Origin of the sequence: Parvibaculum sp. (assembly GCF_039973015.1) — a bacterium.
GTDB lineage: Bacteria > Pseudomonadota > Alphaproteobacteria > Parvibaculales > Parvibaculaceae > Parvibaculum.
Window position 1 is genome coordinate 226,141 of the sequence record NZ_JBDWLT010000009.1, and the last position, 21,126, is coordinate 247,266.

Below are 21,126 nucleotides of genomic sequence, written 5' to 3' on the forward strand. Positions count from 1 at the left end.
GCTTTCCGCTGCCTTCAATTTTGTCAGTAAACGCGCCGGAATATGGCGGAAAAGGAGGGAGATGTCGAGGGGGTCAAATATCGATGCTGTCCCACCAGGGCCATACCTCGCCTATTCGGTCTCGGAAGGGGTAGAGCCGCCGTTCTGTTCTATTCGGAGCGATCTCTCTGTGTACTCCCGACAGTTGCCAGCCGTCGAAATCCTTGCGGGAAGCTGCCTGAATGGCGTCAAAAAAAGACCGCTCCGTCGCATCCAAAAGCGTGAACTCAAGTTCTTCAATGGGGCAAAAAATAATCGGGATGTGGTCGGCGCTGGTAATGTCCGGATCTTTCTCGGCGCATATTCTTCTGGCGATCTGCAACACATCTTCCTTCATGGGTCTTGCCATAGAAAGCCACGGGTCGAGGGTTAGAACCACTCCTTTTGCGTCCGTGTTTATGCTGGATGTTGGAAGAATTCCTCTCCTGTGGTGCGAGACAAATTTCCAAATTTGAAAGACGCCCTTCGCAATCTCTTCATATCCCCGAGCGGCATCCACTACCGGGTTTTCTGAGAACCGCGCCTCGTAGCTCATGCGAGTCGCTTTGCACTCAAAAATTAGAGAGATGCCAGCGTGATCGCTCACCATTACATCGGGGCTATTGGACGGAAACCCCTTTCGTAGAGAGTACTCATAGCTCTGATTCACTTCATAGGACGGCAACATCTCTGTTAGGAGTTCGTAACTGTAGCATTCGTATCTGGATGCTATTTCATTTCGAATGTCGCTGCCGCCTTTGATCATGTCGTAGAACAGCCCGGTCGTACTCCGCAGTACGAGTAGCTCTACTAGCGGCGCAAGCGCGTGCCGATTGTGCAAATCAAATGATATGCAGGGGTACTCACGAAGTAGACTACGTTTGTAGCTTACGTGTCCAGGTGGAGAACGAAGAGTACGCGCTTTGTCGCGTGCTGCCGGATGAGGAATGGTGATCAGGTCGAATGTAGCGTCTAAGGCTTCTTTCGAAATTCCAATGGACTCCATCCCGCCTGTATTGTGAATAATCGGGTTCTTCTCGTATAGCGAACGCAACATTAAGCAGGCGAAAGAAAACTCGTTGACTGTAAGCTTATTCTTCTCCGCAAAGAACGCCTGCGCTTTTTGCCCTCCGTATATATAGCCACTTCGATATAGCCGCTGTGCATTTGCGCCGCGGCCTACTTGCCATTCAAGTTGTCGCTGTATGAGGCGGTGCATCTCCCTAAGCACATCGACGCGCTGTAGCGTCAGTCCATCCTCAGCGTCCTCCAGTTTTGTAAGTGCGTGGTTCACGCTAGCTATGGCTTCGAAAAATTGGCAGTTCAGTCTTCTATTTTTACCCTGCCGAATTTGCGCTTTAGGTTGGGCTAGCAGCTCATTGACGAGTGTCTCCAGCTTCCACGGATGCATTGCGTATTTAGAGCTTATGTCGGAAGTTGCAGCCTCGCTTGGGTACCTTAGGAAGCGACTTGCTTGGCCTTCACGTCCGGTCTGAAGCGCGGAGACGGCCCACACCATTAGCAGAAACTCTTTGTCGTCTGCGCAAGCGAGCAGTTCTCCTAACTTTCGTCTGTAAATGTCACGTCGGATTCGACTCATCTCTTAATTCTTTAACAATGGTGACGAGGCGGAAAAGCCGTGTATTTCAAGCCGCCTTTTTCAGCCTCATCTCCACCTTCAGTCCCGCGCGGCAGGCGAGTTTCGTCAGCATGTCGAGGCTGAAGCTTTCGATCTGCCCCCGGAGCATGTTGTTGAGGCGCGGCTGCGAGATGCCGAGCCGTTTCGCGGCCTCCGCCTGCGTCACCTTCCATGATGCCACGCGGTCGCGCAGGGCGATCAGCAAGTCCGCGCGCAAGCGCATCGTCTCGGCTTCCGCCTCGTCCTTCGCGAGCGCCTGCCAGACGCTGTCATAAGCCTTTTCGGAGGCCTTGGGTTTCTCCGCCATACTCAACTCCTTTCGCGCCGTCTCTTCACAAGCGCCTTGTACCGTGCCGCCGCCATGTCGAGGTTTCGCTGCGGCGTCTTCTGTGTCTTCTTCGTAAAGGCGTGCAGCACGTAAACGGCTTCGTCGAACTTCGCGACATAGATCACGCGGTACTGGCCTTGCGTGTCCGCGATTCGTATTTCCCGGACGCCCGCACCAATGCCCTTCATCGGCTTCCAGTCGTCGGGGTCGCGCCCGAGTTCGACCAGATATATCTGGAAACCCGCTGCTTCCCGCGCCGGGGGCGGAAAGGCCAGCAACTCGTCCAGCGAGCTGCCTTCGAAAACCGCCTGTTTCTTTTTGCCCGTGCCCATGAACACCATTTATATAACTATTGATATAATCCGGTCAACCCGCCCCATAAACCTCCCCTTAAGCTCCGCCGCCGCAAACTCGTCCGTGGGATGAAGGGTGCTCCGGCAATAATCCGGGGCCGGAGGGACTGGAGATGATGGACGATGCCGCCGCGCGGGCAGGCGCGGCTTCGGCGCAGGTGCTGCCGTCCTCGGTCATACAGGCGGAGCATTGGGGCTCGCTCGAAGCCGTCCGCCCGCATCTGACCGCGCAAGCGCCGCTCGCTGTCCTCGACCGTTGGGCGCGCCTTCGCGGCTCCCGCCGCATGCCATCGCGCAGCCTCTTCAACCCGATGGATGTGCGCCAGCACCTGCCCAACATCTTCCTGCTCGACGTGGCGCCGCAAGGCGGCTTTTGCTACCGCGTCGTCGGCTCGCTCATTTCCGATTTTTTCGGCGTCGGCAATCCGGCGGGCATGTCGCCGGAACAGGTCTTCGGCGCGAACGCCGAAGTCGCGCTCTCGCCGCTCCGCATCTGCTGCGCCGAGCGCGCGCCCTATATGCACACGGCGTCGGCGAGCTGGATCTATCGCGACCGCACCTTCACCTTCTATACCGTCGTGCTCGTGCCCTTCGGCGAGAGCGACGACGCGGTGGACAAGGTTCTCTGCTGCGCGGAGTTCATCAGCGAGGAAGATGCGGCGCGCAGGTGACTATGGCGCCTGGAGCCCGCGCGCCTTTTGCGACCACATCACCCACAAGTCCTGAAGCCGGTCTTCCAGTGCGCCAGCCCGCTCGATCACGTCCCGCGCGCGTTCGCGTTCCGGCGTCACCCTGTTGTTCCTTGGTCCCCCCCGCGCCGATGCGGTCGCGCTGCGCCGCCGCCGTCATCAGCCTGCGGAGGATGTCGAGCCGCTGGCCGAGGTCGGCCTTTCGCGTTTCGGCTTCCGCGCGGGTGCTGCCGGTCCCGAGCGCGGCCTCGGCCTCTGCCATCGCCGCCTTCGTCCCCTCCAGGAAGGCGAGCGCCTCCTCATACTCGCCCTCGCTCATCACGCGGGCCTCCGCCAGCCCCTGCGCGTGGGCTATCCCCGGCACACAGAGGAGGAGGGCGGGGACAAGAAAAAGCGCAAAAAAAGCCGTCCGCATGTCGAAAAACATATCCCCGTCCCCTTCGTCCCTTTTCCGGGGACAAGTCTCCCCCGGCTTGCGCGCCGGGTCGAGCGTCCAGGCGGCCGGGGCCCGCTTATCCCGCAAAGGGGGATAAGGCGGCCATTTGTGACGGTTTCGTTACGTTTCGATGACGGTCGGGGTTTTTCGGGCCTTCTTGTCCCCGGCCCCTGTCCACCTTTGAACGGCGCGCCGGGCGGGGGTGAACGGCTGCGGGTGCTTCCCGGGCGCGCCAAAAGCCCTAGACTGCGCCTCAACAGGCATCACCTTATCCCCGGAAAGAGACCCCATGTCCGAGACGATTGCGCCCGAAAAACATTTCGACGACGAGGCCGGCCGCGACGGTCTCGGCCAGTCCCTCGGCATCGTCCGTACACTGTATATGGACAAGGAGGCGGGCCGCGCCGCCATCGAGGTCGAGGCCGAAATGCGCATGTGCCATTCGGGCGGCGTGGTGCAGGGCGGTTTCGTCACGGGCTGGATCGACGCCGCCATGGCGCGCGCCGCCATGTGCGTGACCGATTTCCAGATGACGCCCATGTCGCTCGAAATCAAGATCAGCTTCTTCCGTCCCGCCACGCCGGGGCTTCTCGTCGCGGAAGGCTGGATCGAGCGCAAGGGCCGCTCGACCATGTTCGTCGAGGGCAATCTCAAGAATGCGGAAGGCGAGATCGTTGCGAAAGGCACGTCGACGATCCGCATGATGCCGCTCATCGATATGAGCAAGAAGAAGTAGTGCGCTCCGTAAGCGGATTATTTTCCATTTTCTTGATTCTGCAGCGTCGCCGCAAATTCAATATCACTCACACAAACTGTTGCGCGAGAGTCACGGAATGCGCGAAAGAGCAGCGCAGGTTCCATTCCCCATAATTTCGCATCGCGAAAAGTGCCTGCGCCACAAGCACTTGTCCGATTGTGTCAACATTCTGGCGGCGTGACCGTGCAACAACCGCTTGCGGCGGAGAAAGCACGCGGGCAATAGTCGCGCCGGGCTTAGCGGGGGCTTCGGAAATTGATACGAGGCTCTGTATAAAATGAAAAACGCGACTCGCATTCTTTGCGCCGCCGGCCTTGCGCTGGGTCTCGCCGGTTTTGCAAACGGCGCGGCGGCCCAGCAGGCCAGCAATTCGGACAGCATGTCCGCTTCGAACGACGGCAACCTCTACAACCAGACCGCCTTCCAGCGCGGCCTTTATGTGGGAGCGGGCGTCGGCTGGGGCTGGGCGGACAATGATGACGACTGGACCTGGCGCGGTCAGGCCGGCTGGCGTCTCAACCAGTATCTCGCCGTGGAAGGCTTCTATGCCGATCTCGCCGACATCACCGTCGGCGGCGTGAGCGACAATGTCGATACCTATGGTGCGGCGGCGCTCGTCTCCTTCCCGCTGAACAATACGATGGCGATCTACGGCAAGGGCGGTGTCCATAATTACAGCCAGCCGGGCGACGATCGCGAGCTTAGCTGGCTAGGCGGCGCGGGCATGGAGTTCGCCGTGGCGGACAACACCTCCATCCGCACGGAATGGACGCATTACGATCTCGACAGCGACAGCGTCGACGATCTGACGGCAGCGGTCGTGTTCGGCTTCTGATCGAACGTACCAGTCCCGTCCGGCGGGGGAACGGCATGGACGGGCGAGCGGCCGTCTCGCGGGGCAGCGAGGCGGCCGCTTTCGTTTGTGCGGAGAAGTAGCTGGGAGAGAAGGACTTCTCTAGCTGTTCGTGTATTCGGGTCTGCGCTTTCCGAGAAAGGCGCCGATGCCTTCGCGGAAGTCATTTGTCTGCGCGCAGAGGATCTGGTTGCGGTCTTCCATCGCCACGGCGGCTTCGAGGCTTCCCGCATCGACCGACATGTTGAGGCATTCCTTTGTCAGGCGAAGGCCGAGCGGTGATGTCGTCAGCATCTCTTCGATGTAAGGCGCTGCCGCCTCTTCCAGCTTGTCGTCCTCCACCATTTCCGACACAAGGCCGACGCGTTCGGCACGGTCCGCGTTGATGAAGCGGCCCGTCATCATGAGTTCGCTCGCCACCGACACGCCGACGAGGCGCGGCAGGAAATAGCTCACGCCGATATCGCAGGCCGACAGGCCGATGCGGATGAAGGCCGCGTTCATGCGCGCGCTTTTGCCTGCGATGCGAATGTCGGACGCAAGCGCCAGCGCGAAGCCGCCGCCGCAGGCCGGTCCATGGATGAGCGAGATGATCGCCTGCGGGCAGCGGCGCATGCGCATCACGATTTCGCTGATGCGGCGCTGCGCGACAAGCCCTGCCTGCGGGCTGCCGCTCGTGTCGGTGTCCGGCCTGTTCGAGCGTTCCTTGAGGTCGAGCCCGGCGCAGAAGGCGCGGCCCGCACCCTTCAGTACGACGATGCGCACGGAATGATCCGTGTAGAGCTTGCCGAAATAGTCCTGCAGTTCACCGACGAGTTCCGGGTTCATCGCATTCAGCGCATCGGGCCGGTTGAGCGTCACCCGGTCGACGGCGCCTTCCTTTTCAACGATGAGTGTCTTGTAGGCCATGTCGCGTTCCTCCCTGTTCAATATGTTTTCAGGGAGCCTAGCGCGTGGGCCCGCCCGCGCAACTGACGCAAGGGCGCTCAGCCGATATGGGCTTCCATTTCCTGCTGGATCGCGAGCGGCAGGTCGAGCCATCTGAGCGCCAGCGCACCGCCGGGGTCGAGGCGCATCACTTCCGCCGCGAAGCCGAGCCTGCGCCTGTCGCCCGCCCAGTAAAGATGCCCGCTCAGAATGTTGCCGATGGCGACCGCTTCCGCGAAGCCTTCGATGCAGGCGCCGCCCGCCGACCAGTCACGCGCCTTGTGTGCATAGCCGCCGATCTCGACCATCAGCACGGGGGCGGAGGCACGCGCGGACTGGCGCTCCTCGGGCATCTCGCTGCCGCGCAAATGATCGAGCCATCTTGAAATCAGGGACATTGGCCGCCGCTGCGTTGCTTGAAGCAGGCGCGATTTTCGGGGGCTGCGGGCATCGGCGCAAGCCTTTACTGGGCGTGAGGGTTAATGGAGTGCCCTGCGAGATGACAAGGCCCCGGTCCTTGCGCTATAGCAGGCACATTCGTCACGCAACGCCCGGAGTTCCCATGTCCCAGAAAGACGCCAAACCCGTCATGATCGAGGTCGGTCCGGGCGAGCTCATCGACAAGATCACCATTCTGCGGATCAAGTCGGAGCGCATGTCGGATGCAGCGAAGCTCGCCAATGTGCGCCACGAACTCACCGTGCTCGAAGAGGCGCGCAAGGCGAACCTGGAAGACAGCGCGGAGATGCGCCGCCTCGAAGGTGACCTTAAATCCGTCAATGAAGCGCTCTGGGTGATCGAGGACGATATCCGTCAGTGCGAGGCGGACAAGGATTTCGGATCGAAGTTCGTCGAGCTTGCGCGTTCCGTCTACAAGCAGAACGACAAGCGCGCCGCGATCAAGAAGGAGATCAATCTCCTGACCGGCTCGGCAATCGTCGAAGAAAAGTCCTACACCGAATTCGAGTGAGAGAGGCGGCGCTCCACCTCGTCGAAGACGCGGGCAACGGGTAACGCCGAAAGATCGTCCACTTCGATGGCGCCGAAATTTTCCGTCAGGATTCCGGTTCGCTCTGCCGGCATATGTGTGCCGAAAAGCGCGAGGCCTTTCACGCCCATATGCGCTGCGAGGTGGCTCGGTCCCGTGTCGTTGCCGATGACGAAGCGCGCGCCTTTCAATATTCCTGCAAGCTCGGCCCAGTTCGTCTTTTCGATGCAGATGCCGGGTATCGCGCGCGCGAGTTCCACCTCGTCCGGCCCCGGCGCCGTCACGATCGTTTCGCCCGCCGCAATCAGGCGCCCCGCGAGTTCCGTGTAGTATGGCCAGCGCTTTTGCGGATGGCGCGCGGAGCAGCCGGGCACGAGCACGATGTAAGGCGTGGTTACATTGGCTGCGCCAAGCATGTCTCTCACGTCGTCGGCGAGCCAGGAAACATCGGGCGTTCGCGTGTGGCGGATGGTCAGGCCCGCATCCTCCAGTTGTCCGGCAAGGCGGTCGAGTGTGCGGATTTTCTTCGGCTCGTTTGCGCGGTGCGGGTGGCTGCATCCCGCTGCGGTTCCGGACCAGCGGGCGTTTTTCAGCATCCATCTGAAATAGAAGGCTGTGCGCTTCGAGTTTTGCAGATCGTAGATCATGTCGAAGCCGCGCGCGCGAATTTTTGTTCTCAGCGCGCGCATGCGGTCGATGCGCCAGCGCGGTGCGCGCTCATCGACGATCACTTCGTCCACATGCGGGCAGTGCGTGAGGATTGTGCGATAGGGCTTCATCGTCAGCACCGCGATAAAGGCATCGGGGTGGTTTTCGCGGATGTCGCGTAGCGCGCCTTCAGCCTGGATCACGTCGCCGAAGGCGCCATGCTTGATGACGAGGATGCGTTTTGCGTCGCCTGCGAAGGGGACGGGGGAGGTAGCGGTCATGCGTTCTGCGCTCACATTCGTCCGCCGCGCCAGATCACGCGGCCGGCGATCTTCAGCTCATCCGTGTCGCCCTTGCCGATTTCTTCGGAGGGGTAGCGTGTCGCGTTGTCGCTCGAAACGACGACGCCGCCATCGATCTTCATCTGCAGCCGCTTCACGAGCAGCGCGCTGCCGCTCGTCAGTACATAGACGCCGCTGCCGCGCAGTTTTGGGTCACTGGTGTCGGCGAGCAGTATGTCGCCTGCGGAGAATGTCGGTTCCATCGAATCGTCCGGCGCTTCCACCGCGATCAGCTTTGCAGGATCGACCTTCAGCTCTTGCTCGATGAAGCTGCGGCGGAATGAAATCGCATCGAGAATCGTTCTGTCCTCAACGGTCATGCGCTTGCCCGCTTCCGTGTCGAGCGTGCGGAGCCGGTAACGCGGTACGAGCATGTGCGCGCCTGTGCCGCCCACCTGGTTGCGCGGAAGTTCGAGCGGGGCGAGTTCCGCAAAGCCGGTTTCCTGTTTCCCTGCCGCGCCTGCCTTGCGCATTTCGCCCTGACCCGTCAGCACCCAGTTCATATCGAACCCTTCGCCCGAAAGATGCGCGAGCACATGCGCGTTCGGGGCAGCGTTCTCCAGTTCGTAATTCTGCCACGTGGTGCCAGACACGCGGACTCGTTTACCCATCTCTTTTTGTGAAAGACCAAGAAACTTTCGTATCTGGGCCAGGCGCGCAGGGACGCTCATGTGGCCCACTTCTTCATATGAATAGCGGAGTTTCCAGCCGATGATACAAAAGAAATCAGTGGCTTAGCCTGAATTGACGCGCACGGCGCGACCTTCGCCGGAAGGCGTACGCAGTTATACCAAGATTTCTTGTTGACATAAGCCAAGATATGTTTGTATTAAATGGTTGCGGTCTACCAATAAAGTTATACAGCTTGTGCCTCAGGCCGCCAAACCCTTGTCGTTGCGCGGGAGGAGAAAATGAGCCGTATAGAGTTAAATTCTGGCTTGAGGCTTCGCTGCAGCGGGGCATTGCCAGAGGAAGATGGTGACCCCGGCGCGATTCGAACGCGCGACCCTCAGATTAGGAATCTGATGCTCTATCCAGCTGAGCTACGGGGTCTCAGAAAGGCGAGCGACATCACCGTGGGCCGGTGCATCGCGCACCGAAACCTAGGTTACCTCATGCCGCGCCGCAATAGGTGGCTGACCCCACAGGCGCCTGCAGGTGGATTTGCTCCTTTGCGTCTACCTCCGATTTGGCCTAAATATTTAGTCCTACGCTCTAAGGTTGACTCCGGTTGCATGGTTCATTTTGAGCCGTTTGTCTGTCGGCTTGTCGAACTGGAAAAGAGGGTCCGGCTCTTCTCCCGGAAAAACAGGAGGGCGGTATGCATGTTCTGATCATCGGTGAGCAGCCGATTTTTTGCGAAGGTCTGGCGACCGTCATCAGACGCCTCTACTCCAGTGCGGAAACGCGCGTTGTCGCAGGCCCGCGTCCTTTAAGTGGTGTGGATACCAGCCTGGCTGATCTCGTCCTGTTCGATGCAGGTAGTGGTGCCCTGTCGGACGTCGAGGTTCTGAGCGATTTCGTTTCGAAGACGAACGGCAAGATAGCTCTCTTCAGCGACAGGAGTTCACCGGGCTTTGTGCGCGAAGTCATGGATCTCGGTGTTGCGGGCTTTATTCCAAAAAGCATGAGTATCAATCTCGTCGAAAGTGCCCTGCGCATGATCGAAATGGGTGGGCGCTATGTCCCGGATATTCTGCTGACATTGGAGGCGGAGGGGTTTGCCGAGTCATCGGGAACTTTTGTCGGTGCAGGGCAGGAAAAGCTTACGCCGCGGCAACGGCAGGTGCTGCAGGAACTCGGCAAGGGGCGCTCGAACCAGGAGATCGCGCGGGTGCTCGGGATTTCCATTGCGACGGTAAAGCTGCATGTAAATGCGATCCTGCAGTCGTTAGGTGTTCGCAATCGAACGGAAGCGGCAATTATCGCATTACGAAGCACCCCGCCGCCCCGTGTGGAGGATCCGGTCTGAGGGGATACACGCCAGAGGTTTGGAGCGGGATCGGCGTGCCGTGGCAAGCGAGCCTGCGACGCACCCTCATGTTTCTGCTGTCATCCCTCCTGCTATTCTGTGCCGCCGGTGTTGCGGGAGCGAGTGAATGTATCCTTGAAGGAAACGACGAGGTCCGCGTCGCCGATATTGTTGATGGGGATACACTGCTTCTCGACGATGGGCGCGAGGTTCGCCTGACCGGCATTCAGGCGCCCAAATTGCCGCTGGGGCGCGCCAACTTCAAAACATGGCCGCTTGCTCCGGAAGCTCGCGACGCACTTGCCGAAATCGTGATGGGCAAGCGCGCGACGCTGCAATACGGAGGTGAGAACATTGACCGTCACGGGCGGGTGCTGGCCCATATCTTTATTGAGAGAGCCGGAACGGAACCTGTCTGGGCTCAACAGGAGATGTTGAGGCGCGGGCTCGCGCGGGTTTACACCTTTCGCGACAATCGTGCCTGCAGTGAAGAACTTCTGGCAGCGGAAAAAAGTGCGCGAGCAGAGGGACTCGGTATCTGGAACAACGATTATTATGACATCCGCAATGCGGTGAATATCGATGAGCTCTCCAGACTAGTTGGCCGCTTTGAACTTGTGGAAGGAAAGGTCGTGTCGGCTGCGCTCTTCCGCGACAGGCTTTATCTCAATTTTGGTGAGGACTATCGTCAGGACTTCACCGTGACAGTCACAGGGCGCGACGTTAAACTTTTCAAGGCGGAGGAGCCTTGGACTTCGTTTCTTGATGATGCCGAAGGTACGAACGCTTCAGCGCTGGCGGGTGAGTATGTTCGCGTACGCGGCTGGGTCGATCGCTACAACGGCCCGGAAATTGAAGTCACCCATCCGGAACAGATTGAATTTCCATGAGAAGCGGAGTGATGGATGCTCCATAGCTCAACGGAAAGCAGAGTCGATGTTGAGACTTCCTGATTTGGTGCCGCGGGCCCGCCCTCACGTCTTTTCTCTCTTGGCAATTTTACTGGTCGCCGGTTGCGCGACCAATCCTGCGACCGGAGAACGGCAAATCGCGCCGCTCATGTCTGCGGAACAGGAGGCACAAGCAGGTGCCGCCGCTCATCCCAAGATTATTGAAGCCTATGGAGGCGTCTATGATGACGAGATGCTCGGGGCTTATGTGGCCGGTGTTACGGCGCGAATTGTCAAGGCGACGAACCGTCCGGACGGCCCGTATCGCGTAACTGTTCTGGATAGTCCTGCCGTCAATGCCTTCGCCTTGCCGGGGGGCTATGTCTATGTGACGAGAGGCCTGATGGCGCTCGTGAGTGACGAGGCGGAGCTTGCAGGCGTTATAGGACATGAAATAGGTCATGTGAATGCGCGTCATTCGGCCCAGCGCCAGACGGCGGCGATGGGAACATCTTTACTTGGTGCTGTGTTGGGCGCGGTTGTCGGCAGCGATGCCGTGAATCAGATCGTCGGGCTTGGCGGGCAGGGACTTCTCGCCAATTATTCGCGGGATCAGGAGTATGAAGCGGACATGCTCGGTGTTCGCTATCTCGCCAAGGCGGGTTACGATCCATACGCAGCAGCGGACTTTCTGCAATCCATGAGCGCGCAGGAAGAGCTTAGCGCGCAGATGCGCAACGCAGAATACGATGTCTCGCGCAACGACTGGTTGGCAAGCCATCCGGCGACCCCCGACCGTGTTGCGGCGGCAAGGCAATACGCTCGGGAAGCTGGGGGAGGCACGGGACAGTTACCGCGAAACGGCAATGCATATTTTTCGGCAATCGACGGAATGCTTTACGGCGATGATCCCGAAGAGGGCATTGCGCGTGATCGGCAGTTTGTTCATCCGAAGCGGCGCTTTGCGTTCGAAGCGCCCCAACATTTTACTGTCACGAATTCCTCAAGGATGGTGTTCGTTGAAGGTCCGGAAGGAACGGTCGCGCAGTTTGACGGTGCAAAGAAAGTTAAGGGCGTCGAAATTGGACAATATCTGGCGGCGGTCTGGGCGAAGGGTGTCAAATTGTCGGCGGTGGAACGCTTCGAGATAAACGGCATGAGTGCCGCTACTGCGACCGCGAAAGTCGGCAAGTACAACGGACGGCTTGTGGCGATCGAATATGCGCCGGATATCGTCTACAGATTTCTGGTCGGTACGTTGCCGCAGGCCGGTACCAGATATGACAGTGCCATTCACGCGCTCGTCATGAGTTTCCGCAAGATTTCTGCAGGTGAAGCCAAAGCTGTAAAACCGATGCGGATCGAAATTATTGAAGTGCGCTCTGGGGACACGGCGGAAACGCTTGGGCGCCGAATGGCATTTTCAGATCACGCAGCCGAGCGGTTTCGTGTGCTGAACGGCCTGTGGCCCAGCGGGCAGCCGGTAAAGGGGCAGCGCGTAAAAATTGTCGTGACGCGATAGCATCACGCGAGGAGGCCCGCCTCTTCGGGGTCGGGGACCCTGCTCAGCAATGCTTCACGAAGCTTCCGTAAAGCCGCGTGCTCGATCTGGCGGACGCGCTCCTTCGAGATGCCGAGCTGGATTCCCAGCGTTTCAAGCGTCACAGCTTCGTCACGCAGCCGACGTTCGCGGATAATTGTCAATTCGCGTTCGTTCAGGCTTTCCATCGCGTCCTCAATCCAACGCGTACGTTGAAGTCCATCATGGCTTTCCATGACCTCTTCGTCCGGCAGGGGGCGCTCGCATTGCAACAGGTCTTGCCATTCCGTGGCGCTTTCGACCGAGGTGCTGTCGGCTATTGTGGCGTTGAGCGAGCGATCGCCACTCATCAGGCGGGCATCTATGGTCTCGACGTCGCGCGCGCCGACCCCTAGCTTCCTTGCGATGAAGATACGATCTTCTTCGGTCAGGTTCTGACGGGTGCCGTTCGCTATGAGTGCCCGCAATCGGCGAAGATTGAAGAAGAGCGACTTATGCGCGGCGGTGGTTCCTGTCCGTACGATCGACCAGTTCCGCAGAATGTAGTCCTGGATGGCCGCCCGGATCCACCAGCTTGCATAAGTCGAAAAACGCACACCACGCTCCGGCTCGAAGCGTGCTGCAGCTTGCATCAATCCTACATTGCCTTCCTGAATGAGGTCGCCGTAGGGGAGGCCGTAATTCCGGAAGCGCGTGGCGAGCGATATGACGAGGCGCATATAGGCGCGCGTCAGCTCATGCAGGGACTGTTCATCCTTTTCTTCCTTCCACCGGCGAGCTAACTCGAATTCGTGCTGCTCATCCAGAAGCGGCACTGTCATCGCACTTTTCATATAGCGGCGATTGGCTCTCTGGGTTTCAGGCGTATCCATATGTGCCATCTCGGTCACCCTTCCGACAGGATGTGGGACTTCGTTAGCGCGTCTTGAGGTTTTTACGCTTCATCTTCCGCATAAGATCAACTCGCTGACTTCAGAAATGTTCCAGCTTGCTGTGCCGAACGGCAGGGAACCGGGCTTTCCATAAAAAAAGGCCCGGTAATTACCGGGCCTTTTCGATGTTCGGTAGGGCGCTGTAAGCGCCGGGTTCAAGCAGCCTCGCTGGCCTCGTCGGTCTTCGGCGTTTTCTCACCTTTCGGCGTGCCCTGGAGTGCTTCCTCGACCCGTTCGATAGCGGCGTCTTCTCCGATCCGTTCCACGGCCGCCACTTCCCGGGCCATGCGATCCAGCGCCGCTTCGTAAAGCTGACGTTCGGAATAAGACTGTTCCGGCTGCCGGTCGGAGCGATAGAGGTCGCGGACCACTTCGGCGATCGAAATCAGATCGCCCGAATTGATCTTGGCCTCGTATTCCTGGGCGCGACGGCTCCACATGGTGCGTTTGATGCGGGCGCGGCCTCGCAGGGTCTCGATTGCAGAGTCGACGACACCCGTGTCAGAGAGCTTGCGCATGCCGACGGCGGTTGCCTTGTTGGTGGGCACCCGGAGCGTCATTTTCTCTTTATCGAAGTTGATGACGAAAAGCTCCAGCCTGTGACCGGCGACTTCCTGTTCTTCGATCTCGAGAATCTGGCCTACACCGTGGGCCGGATAGACCACGAATTCCTTCGCTTTGAAGTTCGGGCGCGGTGCTGCGGGTTTCGCGGGTTCGGCCTTCGCCTTGGCCGGTTCCACCTTAGCCGGTTTCGCTTCCGCGGCCTCCTTGGGTGTGGCCTTGACCGTGTCGGTCTTGCGGGCCTTTTCTGCGCGGCTCTTCGCTGCGGCCATCAGCTTGCTCGCCGCGTTGCTCGGGGTTTTGGCGGCAGCCTTTGCCGGGGAAGGCTTCGCTTCCTGCTTGGCAACAGGCTCCTTCTTTTTCGGAGCGGGTTTGGCAGGGGCTGCTTTTGCTTTCGGCTTGGCGGCAGACTTTTTTGCCGCCGTAGCAGGCTTTGCTGTTTTGGCTGCGGGCTTCTTCGCAGTCGCGGGCTTCGCAGTCGCGGGCTTCGCCGTCTTGGCCGCAGTCTTCGGAGCAGCCTTTGCCTTTGTGGCGGTGCTGGACTTGGACTTTGCCGGCGCGGATTTTGTCGCCTTGGTGGTGGCGCTTGCTGCTTTGGCGCGCGCCTTGGCTGGCTTTGCCCCGGTTTTTGATTTCGCGGGCGCAGATTTCGACTTGGGTGCCTTGGTGATTTTGCTCGCCATCGTCTTTCCTATACCCAGCCTTTCTCGTTTCCGAAGGCCGGAAAGGGCAGAATGCCCTCTTCCCGGCTCAGTAATTCACGTCCGCAGTGATGCGTCTCTCACCGTCGAGCCATCGACAGACCTTGCAGCCGGAAGTTATTCCAGCTCCTTCAGTCATCGAACAAGAAGACCGGCCTTGATGGTGGCGCCTGTGCCTTGCCGGAAGGTCCCGGAACCCGATTTCCGGTGATAGCCGATCCCCATCTGGCTCATTTCCTCCAGCCTTATCGGCGGCTAGCAGCCAGCCGCATCGAACTGGGGGATTGGTTAGACACGCTTCAACCAGCGCAACCTGGATCTAGAACTTTTGATCAGGTGTACGCCCAAGTTCACGGAAATTCCTGTGCGACATATATAGCACAAAACCCCGCCCGTTGGAAGGACGTCCGCAAAAAAGACAGTTAACACAGGAGGATAGGCACTTTTCCTCGCAGTTTCCTGCGCCTTTTCAGGTTCGCAGAAACGCGAAGAAGGTTTAATCGCCTTCGCCGGGCTCGGGGCTGAAATGCTCCTCGAACTTGCCTGACACACCTTGCCAGTCATCCGCATCGGCAGGCGCATCTCGCTTTATCGTGATGTTCGGCCACTTGCTGGCATATTCGGTGTTGAGTTCCAGCCATTTTTCAAGGCTCGGTTCCGTATCTGGCTTGATCGCCTCGGCCGGGCACTCGGGTTCGCAGACGCCGCAATCGATGCATTCGTCCGGATGGATGACCAGCATGTTCTCGCCCTCGTAGAAGCAGTCCACAGGGCAAACCTCCACGCAGTCCATATACTTGCAGCGGATACAGGCGTCGGTCACGACATAGGTCATCGTACTCTCCAATAGCGTCGTCGCCTCACGACAGACGCTCCTTCCGGGGTTTCCCCCTTGCTTATCCTTGCTTGGGGGGCGTTATGCCGAGCCGGGCCATGACGCGTTGGCGCGCCTGCCCGGATTCGCGATCGGGAACGTATATCAGCCCGGCAACGCGCCGCAACAAATTGGCTTCGTAGTCGTCCAGAACGCCGTCTGCATAGACGACTTCCCACATCTTCTCGATCAGTCCGACCCGATCTTCCTGGCTATAGGCCTGCTTGATGGCCTGCGCCCAGCGATGAAGATCGAGTGTCTCGGATTCCTCTCCCTCGGCTTCATCCACCAGCGCAGCAACTGCCTCTGGTGTCAGTCCGAATGAATCGGCGGCGATGCGTCTGATCGCCTCACGTTCCTCCGTGCCGAACTGTGCGTCCGACGTTGCCGCCCTGATGAGAAGGGCAACGACCGCCACCTGGAGATCATCAAAGCCTTTAGGCTTTTCCTCAGGCGCGCCGAGCAGGAAAGATTTGAGCCGGTCAATCATAAGTATTTTACCTATAGGCGTCGGGGGAATTATTCAACCACATAGAAAAATGTGAATTAAGATTCTTCACCACGGAGTGCATCGGTCTGCCGACGTTCTCTTTTTGTGGGCCGGCCGGAGCCCGCTTCGCGTAGCGGTGTTGCGGACGGGGTGACCGCATCTCGCTGCGCTGCCGACGCAGGCGGATCGAGGTCGTTGTAGAGCGATTGGGCTTCCGATGCGGGACCGCGCCGCTCGGCGAGAAAAAGAATCTTTACCACACGGATGTGCGGCCCCAACGGGAAGGTGAGAATATCGCCGGCGCGAACTATCCGGCTCGCCTTTGAAATCCTGTCGCCATTTACCCGAATACGCCCGGACTGAACCAGGGTTGCCGCAAGAGATCGGCTCTTGAGGAAGCGGGCGCACCAGAGCCAGCGATCGATCCGCTGTCCCGGCTGGCCCAGTGCATCGCTCATCAGGAGCCGTTGCCGCGCACACGTTCCTTGAGGACGGCGAGGGCAGCGAAAGGCGAATCCGGGTCGGGCTCACGTTCACGCGGCTTCCGGTCCGGCTTTTGCTGCGGGCGCGGCCCTCGTTCGCCACGGCGCGGCGGCTTCTTTTCGCCATGCGACTGCGGCTCGCCGCTCTGCTTGCGCTTGTCGCGGCGCGAAGATTTGTTGCGCTCGCCTCCCTCTTTGCCGCCGCCATGCCGACGCCGCTGGGGGCGCCAGATTTCCATCTCGACCTCAGCGGGGGCGTCCTCTGTGGGCGCTTGTTCGGGGTTGCCGGAATCTGGAGCCATTTCGGCAAGCGCAGGCTGTTCGCCTGGCAGATAGGCTTCGGGAGCGAGTGCCGAAGTTACGGCAGATGCTTCATCCGGCGGGGTTTCGGCATCTTCTCCGGCAGGCGACCGCCTTTCAGGTGCCATTGTGGCAGGTGCGGAGATTTCGTCTTGTGGACCTGCCTCAGCTGTTTCCTGCACCATCCCGGGTGCCTGCATTTCCGGTTTTGGCTCCTCGGCTTTGGGTTCCTCGGCTTTGGGCTCGCCGACCTTGGGCGGTTTCACCCGCTCGATCTGTGAACGGTAGCCGAGGCCACGCAGAAGGCTCGAAAACTCCTCACCCGAACAACCGACAAGCGACATCATGTCGGGGGTCACGGTGAAGCCGCCATTATAGGTGCGCGCCGCGATGATCGGGCGGATGAGGTCGGCGACGCGCTCCAGCATGTCGATGCGAACAGCGCGTGTACCGCAAACACGGAACCCGACCGCTTCGTAGAAACCTTCCGGTGCTGCCTGATCGGCGGGAACGGATGTGAGGCCGGGGGTCGGCGGGGCAGGAAGGTTCTCGAACGGTTCTTGCTCTGCGGTTGCGCGATGGAGTGCCCAGAGGGTGAGCCTCAGCCGTGCGGGTGCCGGCTTCAACAAGGCGGGCATGAAAATCGAATAGGCACCGAAACGAACGCCGTGCTTGCGCAATTGGCCGCGTGCTGCCTGATCAAGTGCCCGCACATCCTCCGAGACAGTTTCGCGTGTCAGCGTCCCAAGGTTCTCGACGAGACGGAAAGCTATGCCGCGCGCCAGGCCTTCGATATCCGTTGCGTCGCGCAAGGCCACGAGCGGCGCCAGCACATTGGCGATCTGCATCTTGAGCCATGCGTCGAGGCGCGTTTGTACGCTTTCGCGCGCGGCGCCGTTCAATTCCTCGCCGGCGATCAGTTCCACACCGGGCAGGAGAATATTGCCGGAGCCCTTCAATTCGGCGACCGGATGGCCGTCCCAAAGAATACGCCCATGTTCGGAAAGGGAGATATCGGCATCTGGTGCCGTCACGAGGCGCTGCGCGCGGTCAGATATCTCACCGGCGAGAGCCTGCGATGCCGCATTCCGAAGAATGCGGCCCTGCTCGCCTTCCGCCCTTGGGTCGGGCACGAAGACAAACCCTTGCAGGCGCCCGACATATTCGCCCTCTACCAGTACTTCGCCGTCGCCGTTTACAGCCGTCATGAGTTCCTCGTTCTGGCGCAGCCGCTTCATCAATATGCTGGTGCGCCTATCGATGAACCTCTGCGTCAAGCGCTCGTGCAGAGCGTCGGACAGCTTATCCTCTATCGTACGCGTACGCTCTTGCCAATGCGTGGGATTGTGAAGCCAATCGGCCCGGTTTGCCACATAGGTCCATGTACGGATATGAGCGAGGCGCGCGGCCAGTATATCGATGTCGCCATCGGTGCGGTCGAGACGCTGCATCTGACGGCCAAGCCAGTCGTCAGGGATGCATCCGCCGTTCTCTTTCGAGGGGTCCATGAGGAAGAGAAAGAGGCGGGTGAGAAGCGCCGCATGTTCGCTTGCGAGGGTTTTCCTGAAATCGGGAACCTGAGCGACTTCCCATAGCCGTTTGATTGCCATCGGGGAGCGCAGGCAGCCGCTCACGTCCGGATCCCGGACCATACGCATCAGCGCTTCCAGGTCGTCACCGACCTGCGCTTTGGCGAGGCCGGACCTTCCGGGAGATATTTCGAGGCTGCGCATCAGTGCCGCTACGCTGGAGAAGTCGAGGTGCGGATTGCGCCACTGAAAGACACGGTCGGGTTCGAACTGATGGTTTTCAATGCGGGAGATGGTTTCTTCGGAGGGAATGGTTGCATCGCCCGTTACGCCGAAAGTGCCGTCGTTCATATAACGCCCTGCGCGCCCGGCGATCTGGGCGAGTTCGGAAACCTGCAAGGGGCGGTGCTGCCGGCCGTCGAACTTTCCCGTTGAGGCGAAAGCCACATGGTCCACATCCATGTTGAGGCCCATGCCGATTGCGTCGGTCGCAACAAGAAAATCGACTTCGCCGGACTGATAGAGGGCGACCTGCGCGTTGCGTGTGCGGGGACTGAGCGCGCCCATGACAACCGCTGCTCCGCCGCGCTGGCGCCGGATCAGTTCCGCGATCGCATAAACCTGGTCGGCGGAAAAAGCGACCACGGCGGAGCGTCGCGGAAGACGGGTGATCTTCTTTGACCCGGTCCATGAAAGTTCCGAGAAGCGGGGCCGGTTAATGAAATGCGTTTCCGGCAGGAGTTTCTGGATCAGTCCTCGCGCCGTTTCGGAACCGAGCATCATGGTTTCGGAATGCCCGCGCGCGCGGAGCAGGCGGTCGGTGAAAGTATGGCCACGCTCCCGGTCCGCAGCGAGCTGGATTTCGTCTACCGCCAGGAAATCAACCTCGCGTTCGAGCGGCATCGCCTCAACTGTGCAGATAAAGTAGCGCGCGGAGGCGGGGAGGATTTTTTCCTCGCCCGTGATGAGAGCTACATTACGAGGGCCCTTCACCTTCACGACGCGATCATAAACCTCACGGGCAAGAAGACGCAGCGGCAGCCCGATCATGCCCGTCTCGTGGCCCATCATTCGTTCGATGGCGAGATGGGTTTTACCTGTGTTGGTCGGCCCCAGCACCGCCGTGACGCGGCGGCGCTCCGCGAGGCGGTCACGGGCCTCTGCGGAGGCATATTGGGAAGGCGGGATACTCATGTTTCGAAGGGCACCTTCCGCGCAAAGCGGCCCGGATGCAAGAGCGCCGGTGCATTAACCGCTGCGATGTTAAGGATTGGAATATTGGGCGAACGAACCGGGTCCGAATCGCTGACCGTGTGATTTTCCGGCTTCGTTCACGGCTAAATCTTGTGTCTCTCCAACGGCTTAGGCGGACGAAAAGTTAATATAAAAAATATGCACCCTTCCGCAGCGTCGCGGCGGGGGTGTGGTACGACCGGCGGCCCGGTGCTCTTTCGGATACTGGACCGCGGTCTATAGTATCCGGATCAACATTGTGGAACAGCGTCGCCGGGCCCGTTGAAGAGGCTCGCGGCAATCTCGGGAGGAACAGCGATGGATTTCAGAATTCCCAAGGAAGTCACCGACTATCTCGGTGTGCTCGACAATTTCATCGAGAAAGAAATCAAGCCGCTCCAGGCGCAGGACGACAACGAGCGCTTTTTTGACCACCGCCGCGAGCATGCGCGGACCGACTGGGATAATGAAGGGCTTCCGAGACATGATTGGGAAGCGCTGCTCGTCGAAATGCGTCGGCGTGCCGACAAGGCAGGCCATCTGCGTTATGCGCTCCCGAAGGAATATGGTGGCAAGGACGGCACCAATCTCGGCATGGCGGTGATCCGCGACCATCTGGCCGCGAAGGGTCTTGGCCTTCACAACGATCTACAGAATGAATCGTCCATTGTCGGCAATTTCCCGACCGTCCTCATGTTTCGCGATTTTGGAACGGAGGAGCAGAAGAAGGAATTTATCCCCGGTTCGCTGGACGGCTCGGTCCGGATCGCCTTTGGCCTGACGGAGCCCGATCATGGATCGGATGCGACCTGGATGGAGACAACGGCGAAACGCGAGAAGCGCGACGGGGTCGACGGCTGGCTCATCAATGGCGCGAAGATGTGGAATACGGGCATGCATGTCGCATCGCATGACTTCGTGTTTGCGCGCACGAGCGGCAAGGGAGGCGATGCGCTCGGCATCACCTGCTTCATCGTGCCCGTCGATACGCCGGGCGTGAAAATCGAGGAGTATCTCTGGACCTTCAACATGCCGACGGATCACCCGCGTGTGTCCTTTACCAATGTCTGGGTGCCGGATGGCTCCTATCTGGGCGATCCCGAGCGCGGGCTCGAACTCGCGCAGCATTTCGTTCATGAGAACCGCATCCGGCAGGCCGCGTCGGGTGTCGGCGCAGCGAAATTCTGTATCGACGAAAGCGTCGCCTATGCGAAACAGCGAAAGCCCTTTGGCAAGCCGCTCGCGTCCAATCAGGCGATCCAGTTTCCGCTGATCGAAGCGCATACCGAGTGTGAAATGATCCGTAACTTCATCTACAAGACGGCATGGGAAATGGATCAGATGTCGAAGCCTGATGTCGCGAAATATCTCTCCGACAAGGTCTCGATGTGCAACTACCGCGCAAACCGTCTTGTCTGTCAGGCAGCTGATCTCGCCATTCAGGTACACGGCGCGATCGGTTATTCCCGGCACAAGCCCTTCGAACATATTTACCGGCATCATCGCCGGTACCGCATTACCGAGGGTTCGGAGGAAATTCAGATGCGCAAGGTCGGAGGTCATCTCTTTGGCTATATCGGCAGCAACCGTCCGGCGAAGGCCGCTGAGTAAGCAGGAAACCTGCTGAAGACTGATGAAAAAGAGA

General features: G+C 59.6%; 23 protein-coding genes and 1 tRNA gene. 9 read left to right on the forward strand and 15 right to left on the reverse strand.

Annotation, left to right across the window (positions count from 1 at the left end; translation table 11 throughout):
- Positions 1 to 73: 73 nt before the first annotated feature.
- The 3 genes from ABJO61_RS10750 to ABJO61_RS10760 all read right to left on the reverse strand — a co-directional run bounded on the left by ABJO61_RS10750 (position 74) and on the right by ABJO61_RS10760 (position 2,317).
- Positions 74 to 1,537 carry a hypothetical protein gene (locus ABJO61_RS10750; RefSeq protein ID WP_348328336.1) on the reverse strand — a complete coding sequence of 488 codons (1,464 nt, stop codon included), beginning with the start codon at positions 1,535 to 1,537 and terminating at the stop codon, positions 74 to 76.
- A gap of 127 nt (positions 1,538 to 1,664) precedes the next feature.
- The gene (locus tag ABJO61_RS10755) at positions 1,665 to 1,964 is read right to left on the reverse strand and encodes an XRE family transcriptional regulator (protein WP_348328339.1); all 300 of its coding nucleotides are present in this window, start codon (positions 1,962 to 1,964) and stop codon (positions 1,665 to 1,667) included.
- A gap of 2 nt (positions 1,965 to 1,966) precedes the next feature.
- A complete protein-coding gene (locus ABJO61_RS10760) occupies positions 1,967 to 2,317 on the reverse strand; it encodes a type II toxin-antitoxin system RelE/ParE family toxin (protein ID WP_348328342.1) in 351 nt (116 codons plus the stop codon).
- Positions 2,318 to 2,451: 134 nt separating this feature from the next.
- On the opposite strand from ABJO61_RS10760, the gene ABJO61_RS10765 reads away from it, so the two are divergent.
- Positions 2,452 to 3,009 (forward strand): PAS domain-containing protein, encoded by a 558-nt coding sequence (locus ABJO61_RS10765; RefSeq protein ID WP_348328345.1) that lies wholly within the window; start codon positions 2,452 to 2,454, stop codon positions 3,007 to 3,009.
- On the opposite strand, the gene ABJO61_RS10770 is transcribed toward ABJO61_RS10765, so the two are convergent.
- Positions 2,981 to 3,454 carry a hypothetical protein gene (locus ABJO61_RS10770; RefSeq protein WP_348328348.1) on the reverse strand — a complete coding sequence of 158 codons (474 nt, stop codon included), beginning with the start codon at positions 3,452 to 3,454 and terminating at the stop codon, positions 2,981 to 2,983. The two genes, ABJO61_RS10765 and ABJO61_RS10770, sit on opposite strands and share 29 nt — an antisense overlap.
- Positions 3,455 to 3,752: 298 nt before the next feature.
- On the opposite strand from ABJO61_RS10770, the gene ABJO61_RS10775 reads away from it, so the two are divergent.
- Positions 3,753 to 4,199, forward strand: a complete 447-nt coding sequence (locus tag ABJO61_RS10775) for a PaaI family thioesterase (protein ID WP_348328351.1) — start codon at positions 3,753 to 3,755, stop codon at positions 4,197 to 4,199.
- A 298-nt stretch (positions 4,200 to 4,497) separates the two neighbouring features.
- Complete coding sequence (locus tag ABJO61_RS10780) at positions 4,498 to 5,055, forward strand: outer membrane beta-barrel protein (RefSeq protein WP_348328354.1); 558 nt, start codon at positions 4,498 to 4,500, stop codon at positions 5,053 to 5,055.
- Between the two features lie 120 nt (positions 5,056 to 5,175).
- On the opposite strand, the gene ABJO61_RS10785 is transcribed toward ABJO61_RS10780, so the two are convergent.
- Both ABJO61_RS10785 and ABJO61_RS10790 read right to left on the reverse strand, forming a co-directional pair.
- Positions 5,176 to 5,982 (reverse strand): enoyl-CoA hydratase/isomerase family protein, encoded by an 807-nt coding sequence (locus ABJO61_RS10785; RefSeq protein ID WP_348328357.1) that lies wholly within the window; start codon positions 5,980 to 5,982, stop codon positions 5,176 to 5,178.
- A 77-nt stretch (positions 5,983 to 6,059) separates the two neighbouring features.
- Complete coding sequence (locus tag ABJO61_RS10790; RefSeq protein WP_348328360.1) at positions 6,060 to 6,398, reverse strand: PilZ domain-containing protein; 339 nt, start codon at positions 6,396 to 6,398, stop codon at positions 6,060 to 6,062.
- A 164-nt stretch (positions 6,399 to 6,562) separates the two neighbouring features.
- Here ABJO61_RS10790 and ABJO61_RS10795 point away from each other — a divergent pair, with 164 nt between their 5' ends.
- A complete protein-coding gene (locus tag ABJO61_RS10795) occupies positions 6,563 to 6,970 on the forward strand; it encodes a DUF6165 family protein (RefSeq protein ID WP_348328363.1) in 408 nt (135 codons plus the stop codon).
- Here ABJO61_RS10795 and ABJO61_RS10800 read toward each other — a convergent pair.
- From ABJO61_RS10800 to ABJO61_RS10810, 3 genes are all read right to left on the reverse strand, one after another.
- Positions 6,952 to 7,917: a glycosyltransferase family 9 protein gene (locus ABJO61_RS10800; protein WP_348328366.1), complete on the reverse strand. Its 966-nt coding sequence runs from the start codon at positions 7,915 to 7,917 to the stop codon at positions 6,952 to 6,954. The two genes, ABJO61_RS10795 and ABJO61_RS10800, sit on opposite strands and share 19 nt — an antisense overlap.
- A gap of 11 nt (positions 7,918 to 7,928) precedes the next feature.
- Positions 7,929 to 8,648 (reverse strand): S24 family peptidase, encoded by a 720-nt coding sequence (locus tag ABJO61_RS10805; RefSeq protein WP_348328369.1) that lies wholly within the window; start codon positions 8,646 to 8,648, stop codon positions 7,929 to 7,931.
- Between the two features lie 305 nt (positions 8,649 to 8,953).
- Positions 8,954 to 9,030: transfer RNA gene (locus ABJO61_RS10810), tRNA-Arg, on the reverse strand.
- A 268-nt stretch (positions 9,031 to 9,298) separates the two neighbouring features.
- On the opposite strand from ABJO61_RS10810, the gene ABJO61_RS10815 reads away from it, so the two are divergent.
- The 3 genes from ABJO61_RS10815 to ABJO61_RS10825 all read left to right on the forward strand — a co-directional run bounded on the left by ABJO61_RS10815 (position 9,299) and on the right by ABJO61_RS10825 (position 12,361).
- Positions 9,299 to 9,949, forward strand: a complete 651-nt coding sequence (locus tag ABJO61_RS10815; protein ID WP_348328372.1) for a response regulator transcription factor — start codon at positions 9,299 to 9,301, stop codon at positions 9,947 to 9,949.
- 68 nt (positions 9,950 to 10,017) lie between these two features.
- A complete protein-coding gene (locus tag ABJO61_RS10820) occupies positions 10,018 to 10,839 on the forward strand; it encodes a thermonuclease family protein (RefSeq protein ID WP_348328375.1) in 822 nt (273 codons plus the stop codon).
- A gap of 169 nt (positions 10,840 to 11,008) precedes the next feature.
- The gene (locus ABJO61_RS10825; RefSeq protein ID WP_348328378.1) at positions 11,009 to 12,361 is read left to right on the forward strand and encodes a M48 family metalloprotease; all 1,353 of its coding nucleotides are present in this window, start codon (positions 11,009 to 11,011) and stop codon (positions 12,359 to 12,361) included.
- 2 nt (positions 12,362 to 12,363) lie between these two features.
- Here ABJO61_RS10825 and ABJO61_RS10830 read toward each other — a convergent pair whose 3' ends face one another.
- Together ABJO61_RS10830 and ABJO61_RS10835 are read right to left on the reverse strand one after the other, a co-directional pair.
- The gene (locus ABJO61_RS10830; RefSeq protein WP_348328381.1) at positions 12,364 to 13,260 is read right to left on the reverse strand and encodes an RNA polymerase factor sigma-32; all 897 of its coding nucleotides are present in this window, start codon (positions 13,258 to 13,260) and stop codon (positions 12,364 to 12,366) included.
- 206 nt (positions 13,261 to 13,466) lie between these two features.
- Positions 13,467 to 14,144 (reverse strand): CarD family transcriptional regulator, encoded by a 678-nt coding sequence (locus ABJO61_RS10835; RefSeq protein ID WP_348328384.1) that lies wholly within the window; start codon positions 14,142 to 14,144, stop codon positions 13,467 to 13,469.
- Between ABJO61_RS10835 and ABJO61_RS10840 the strand changes: the two genes are divergently transcribed.
- Positions 14,092 to 14,784, forward strand: coding sequence for a hypothetical protein (locus ABJO61_RS10840; RefSeq protein ID WP_348348368.1), 693 nt, complete (start codon positions 14,092 to 14,094; stop codon positions 14,782 to 14,784). The two genes, ABJO61_RS10835 and ABJO61_RS10840, sit on opposite strands and share 53 nt — an antisense overlap.
- Before the next feature lie 285 nt (positions 14,785 to 15,069).
- Here the strand turns inward: ABJO61_RS10840 and fdxA are convergent, their stop codons facing one another.
- The 4 genes from fdxA to ABJO61_RS10860 form a co-directional block, all read right to left on the reverse strand.
- Entirely contained in the window at positions 15,070 to 15,408 is a 339-nt protein-coding gene (gene fdxA / locus ABJO61_RS10845; RefSeq protein WP_348328390.1) for a ferredoxin FdxA, read from the reverse strand.
- Positions 15,409 to 15,469: 61 nt separating this feature from the next.
- Positions 15,470 to 15,937: a TerB family tellurite resistance protein gene (locus ABJO61_RS10850; RefSeq protein WP_348328394.1), complete on the reverse strand. Its 468-nt coding sequence runs from the start codon at positions 15,935 to 15,937 to the stop codon at positions 15,470 to 15,472.
- Between the two features lie 56 nt (positions 15,938 to 15,993).
- Positions 15,994 to 16,395, reverse strand: coding sequence for an RNA-binding S4 domain-containing protein (locus tag ABJO61_RS10855; RefSeq protein WP_348328397.1), 402 nt, complete (start codon positions 16,393 to 16,395; stop codon positions 15,994 to 15,996).
- Positions 16,395 to 19,442: a helicase-related protein gene (locus ABJO61_RS10860; RefSeq protein WP_348328400.1), complete on the reverse strand. Its 3,048-nt coding sequence runs from the start codon at positions 19,440 to 19,442 to the stop codon at positions 16,395 to 16,397. Before ABJO61_RS10860 ends, ABJO61_RS10855 begins: the two co-directional genes overlap by 1 nt.
- Before the next feature lie 357 nt (positions 19,443 to 19,799).
- Here ABJO61_RS10860 and ABJO61_RS10865 point away from each other — a divergent pair, with 357 nt between their 5' ends.
- Entirely contained in the window at positions 19,800 to 21,092 is a 1,293-nt protein-coding gene (locus ABJO61_RS10865; RefSeq protein WP_348328403.1) for an acyl-CoA dehydrogenase family protein, read from the forward strand.
- Positions 21,093 to 21,126 lie beyond the last annotated feature (34 nt).

Excerpts from the sequence above, each read along its gene's own strand:
- ABJO61_RS10750 (WP_348328336.1), bottom strand. The coding sequence starts at position 1,537 with ATGGTGTGGGCCGTCTCCGCGCTTCAGACCGGACGTGAAGGCCAAGCA.
- ABJO61_RS10755 (WP_348328339.1), bottom strand. The coding sequence starts at position 1,964 with ATGGCGGAGAAACCCAAGGCCTCCGAAAAGGCTTATGACAGCGTCTGG.
- ABJO61_RS10760 (WP_348328342.1), bottom strand. The coding sequence starts at position 2,317 with ATGGGCACGGGCAAAAAGAAACAGGCGGTTTTCGAAGGCAGCTCGCTG.
- ABJO61_RS10765 (WP_348328345.1), top strand. The coding sequence starts at position 2,452 with ATGATGGACGATGCCGCCGCGCGGGCAGGCGCGGCTTCGGCGCAGGTG.
- ABJO61_RS10770 (WP_348328348.1), bottom strand. The coding sequence starts at position 3,454 with ATGTTTTTCGACATGCGGACGGCTTTTTTTGCGCTTTTTCTTGTCCCC.
- ABJO61_RS10775 (WP_348328351.1), top strand. The coding sequence starts at position 3,753 with ATGTCCGAGACGATTGCGCCCGAAAAACATTTCGACGACGAGGCCGGC.
- ABJO61_RS10780 (WP_348328354.1), top strand. The coding sequence starts at position 4,498 with ATGAAAAACGCGACTCGCATTCTTTGCGCCGCCGGCCTTGCGCTGGGT.
- ABJO61_RS10785 (WP_348328357.1), bottom strand. The coding sequence starts at position 5,982 with ATGGCCTACAAGACACTCATCGTTGAAAAGGAAGGCGCCGTCGACCGG.
- ABJO61_RS10790 (WP_348328360.1), bottom strand. The coding sequence starts at position 6,398 with ATGTCCCTGATTTCAAGATGGCTCGATCATTTGCGCGGCAGCGAGATG.
- ABJO61_RS10795 (WP_348328363.1), top strand. The coding sequence starts at position 6,563 with ATGTCCCAGAAAGACGCCAAACCCGTCATGATCGAGGTCGGTCCGGGC.
- ABJO61_RS10800 (WP_348328366.1), bottom strand. The coding sequence starts at position 7,917 with ATGACCGCTACCTCCCCCGTCCCCTTCGCAGGCGACGCAAAACGCATC.
- ABJO61_RS10805 (WP_348328369.1), bottom strand. The coding sequence starts at position 8,648 with ATGAGCGTCCCTGCGCGCCTGGCCCAGATACGAAAGTTTCTTGGTCTT.
- ABJO61_RS10815 (WP_348328372.1), top strand. The coding sequence starts at position 9,299 with ATGCATGTTCTGATCATCGGTGAGCAGCCGATTTTTTGCGAAGGTCTG.
- ABJO61_RS10820 (WP_348328375.1), top strand. The coding sequence starts at position 10,018 with ATGTTTCTGCTGTCATCCCTCCTGCTATTCTGTGCCGCCGGTGTTGCG.
- ABJO61_RS10825 (WP_348328378.1), top strand. The coding sequence starts at position 11,009 with ATGTCTGCGGAACAGGAGGCACAAGCAGGTGCCGCCGCTCATCCCAAG.
- ABJO61_RS10830 (WP_348328381.1), bottom strand. The coding sequence starts at position 13,260 with ATGGCACATATGGATACGCCTGAAACCCAGAGAGCCAATCGCCGCTAT.
- ABJO61_RS10835 (WP_348328384.1), bottom strand. The coding sequence starts at position 14,144 with ATGGCCGCAGCGAAGAGCCGCGCAGAAAAGGCCCGCAAGACCGACACG.
- fdxA (WP_348328390.1), bottom strand. The coding sequence starts at position 15,408 with ATGACCTATGTCGTGACCGACGCCTGTATCCGCTGCAAGTATATGGAC.
- ABJO61_RS10850 (WP_348328394.1), bottom strand. The coding sequence starts at position 15,937 with ATGATTGACCGGCTCAAATCTTTCCTGCTCGGCGCGCCTGAGGAAAAG.
- ABJO61_RS10855 (WP_348328397.1), bottom strand. The coding sequence starts at position 16,395 with ATGAGCGATGCACTGGGCCAGCCGGGACAGCGGATCGATCGCTGGCTC.
- ABJO61_RS10860 (WP_348328400.1), bottom strand. The coding sequence starts at position 19,442 with ATGAGTATCCCGCCTTCCCAATATGCCTCCGCAGAGGCCCGTGACCGC.
- ABJO61_RS10865 (WP_348328403.1), top strand. The coding sequence starts at position 19,800 with ATGGATTTCAGAATTCCCAAGGAAGTCACCGACTATCTCGGTGTGCTC.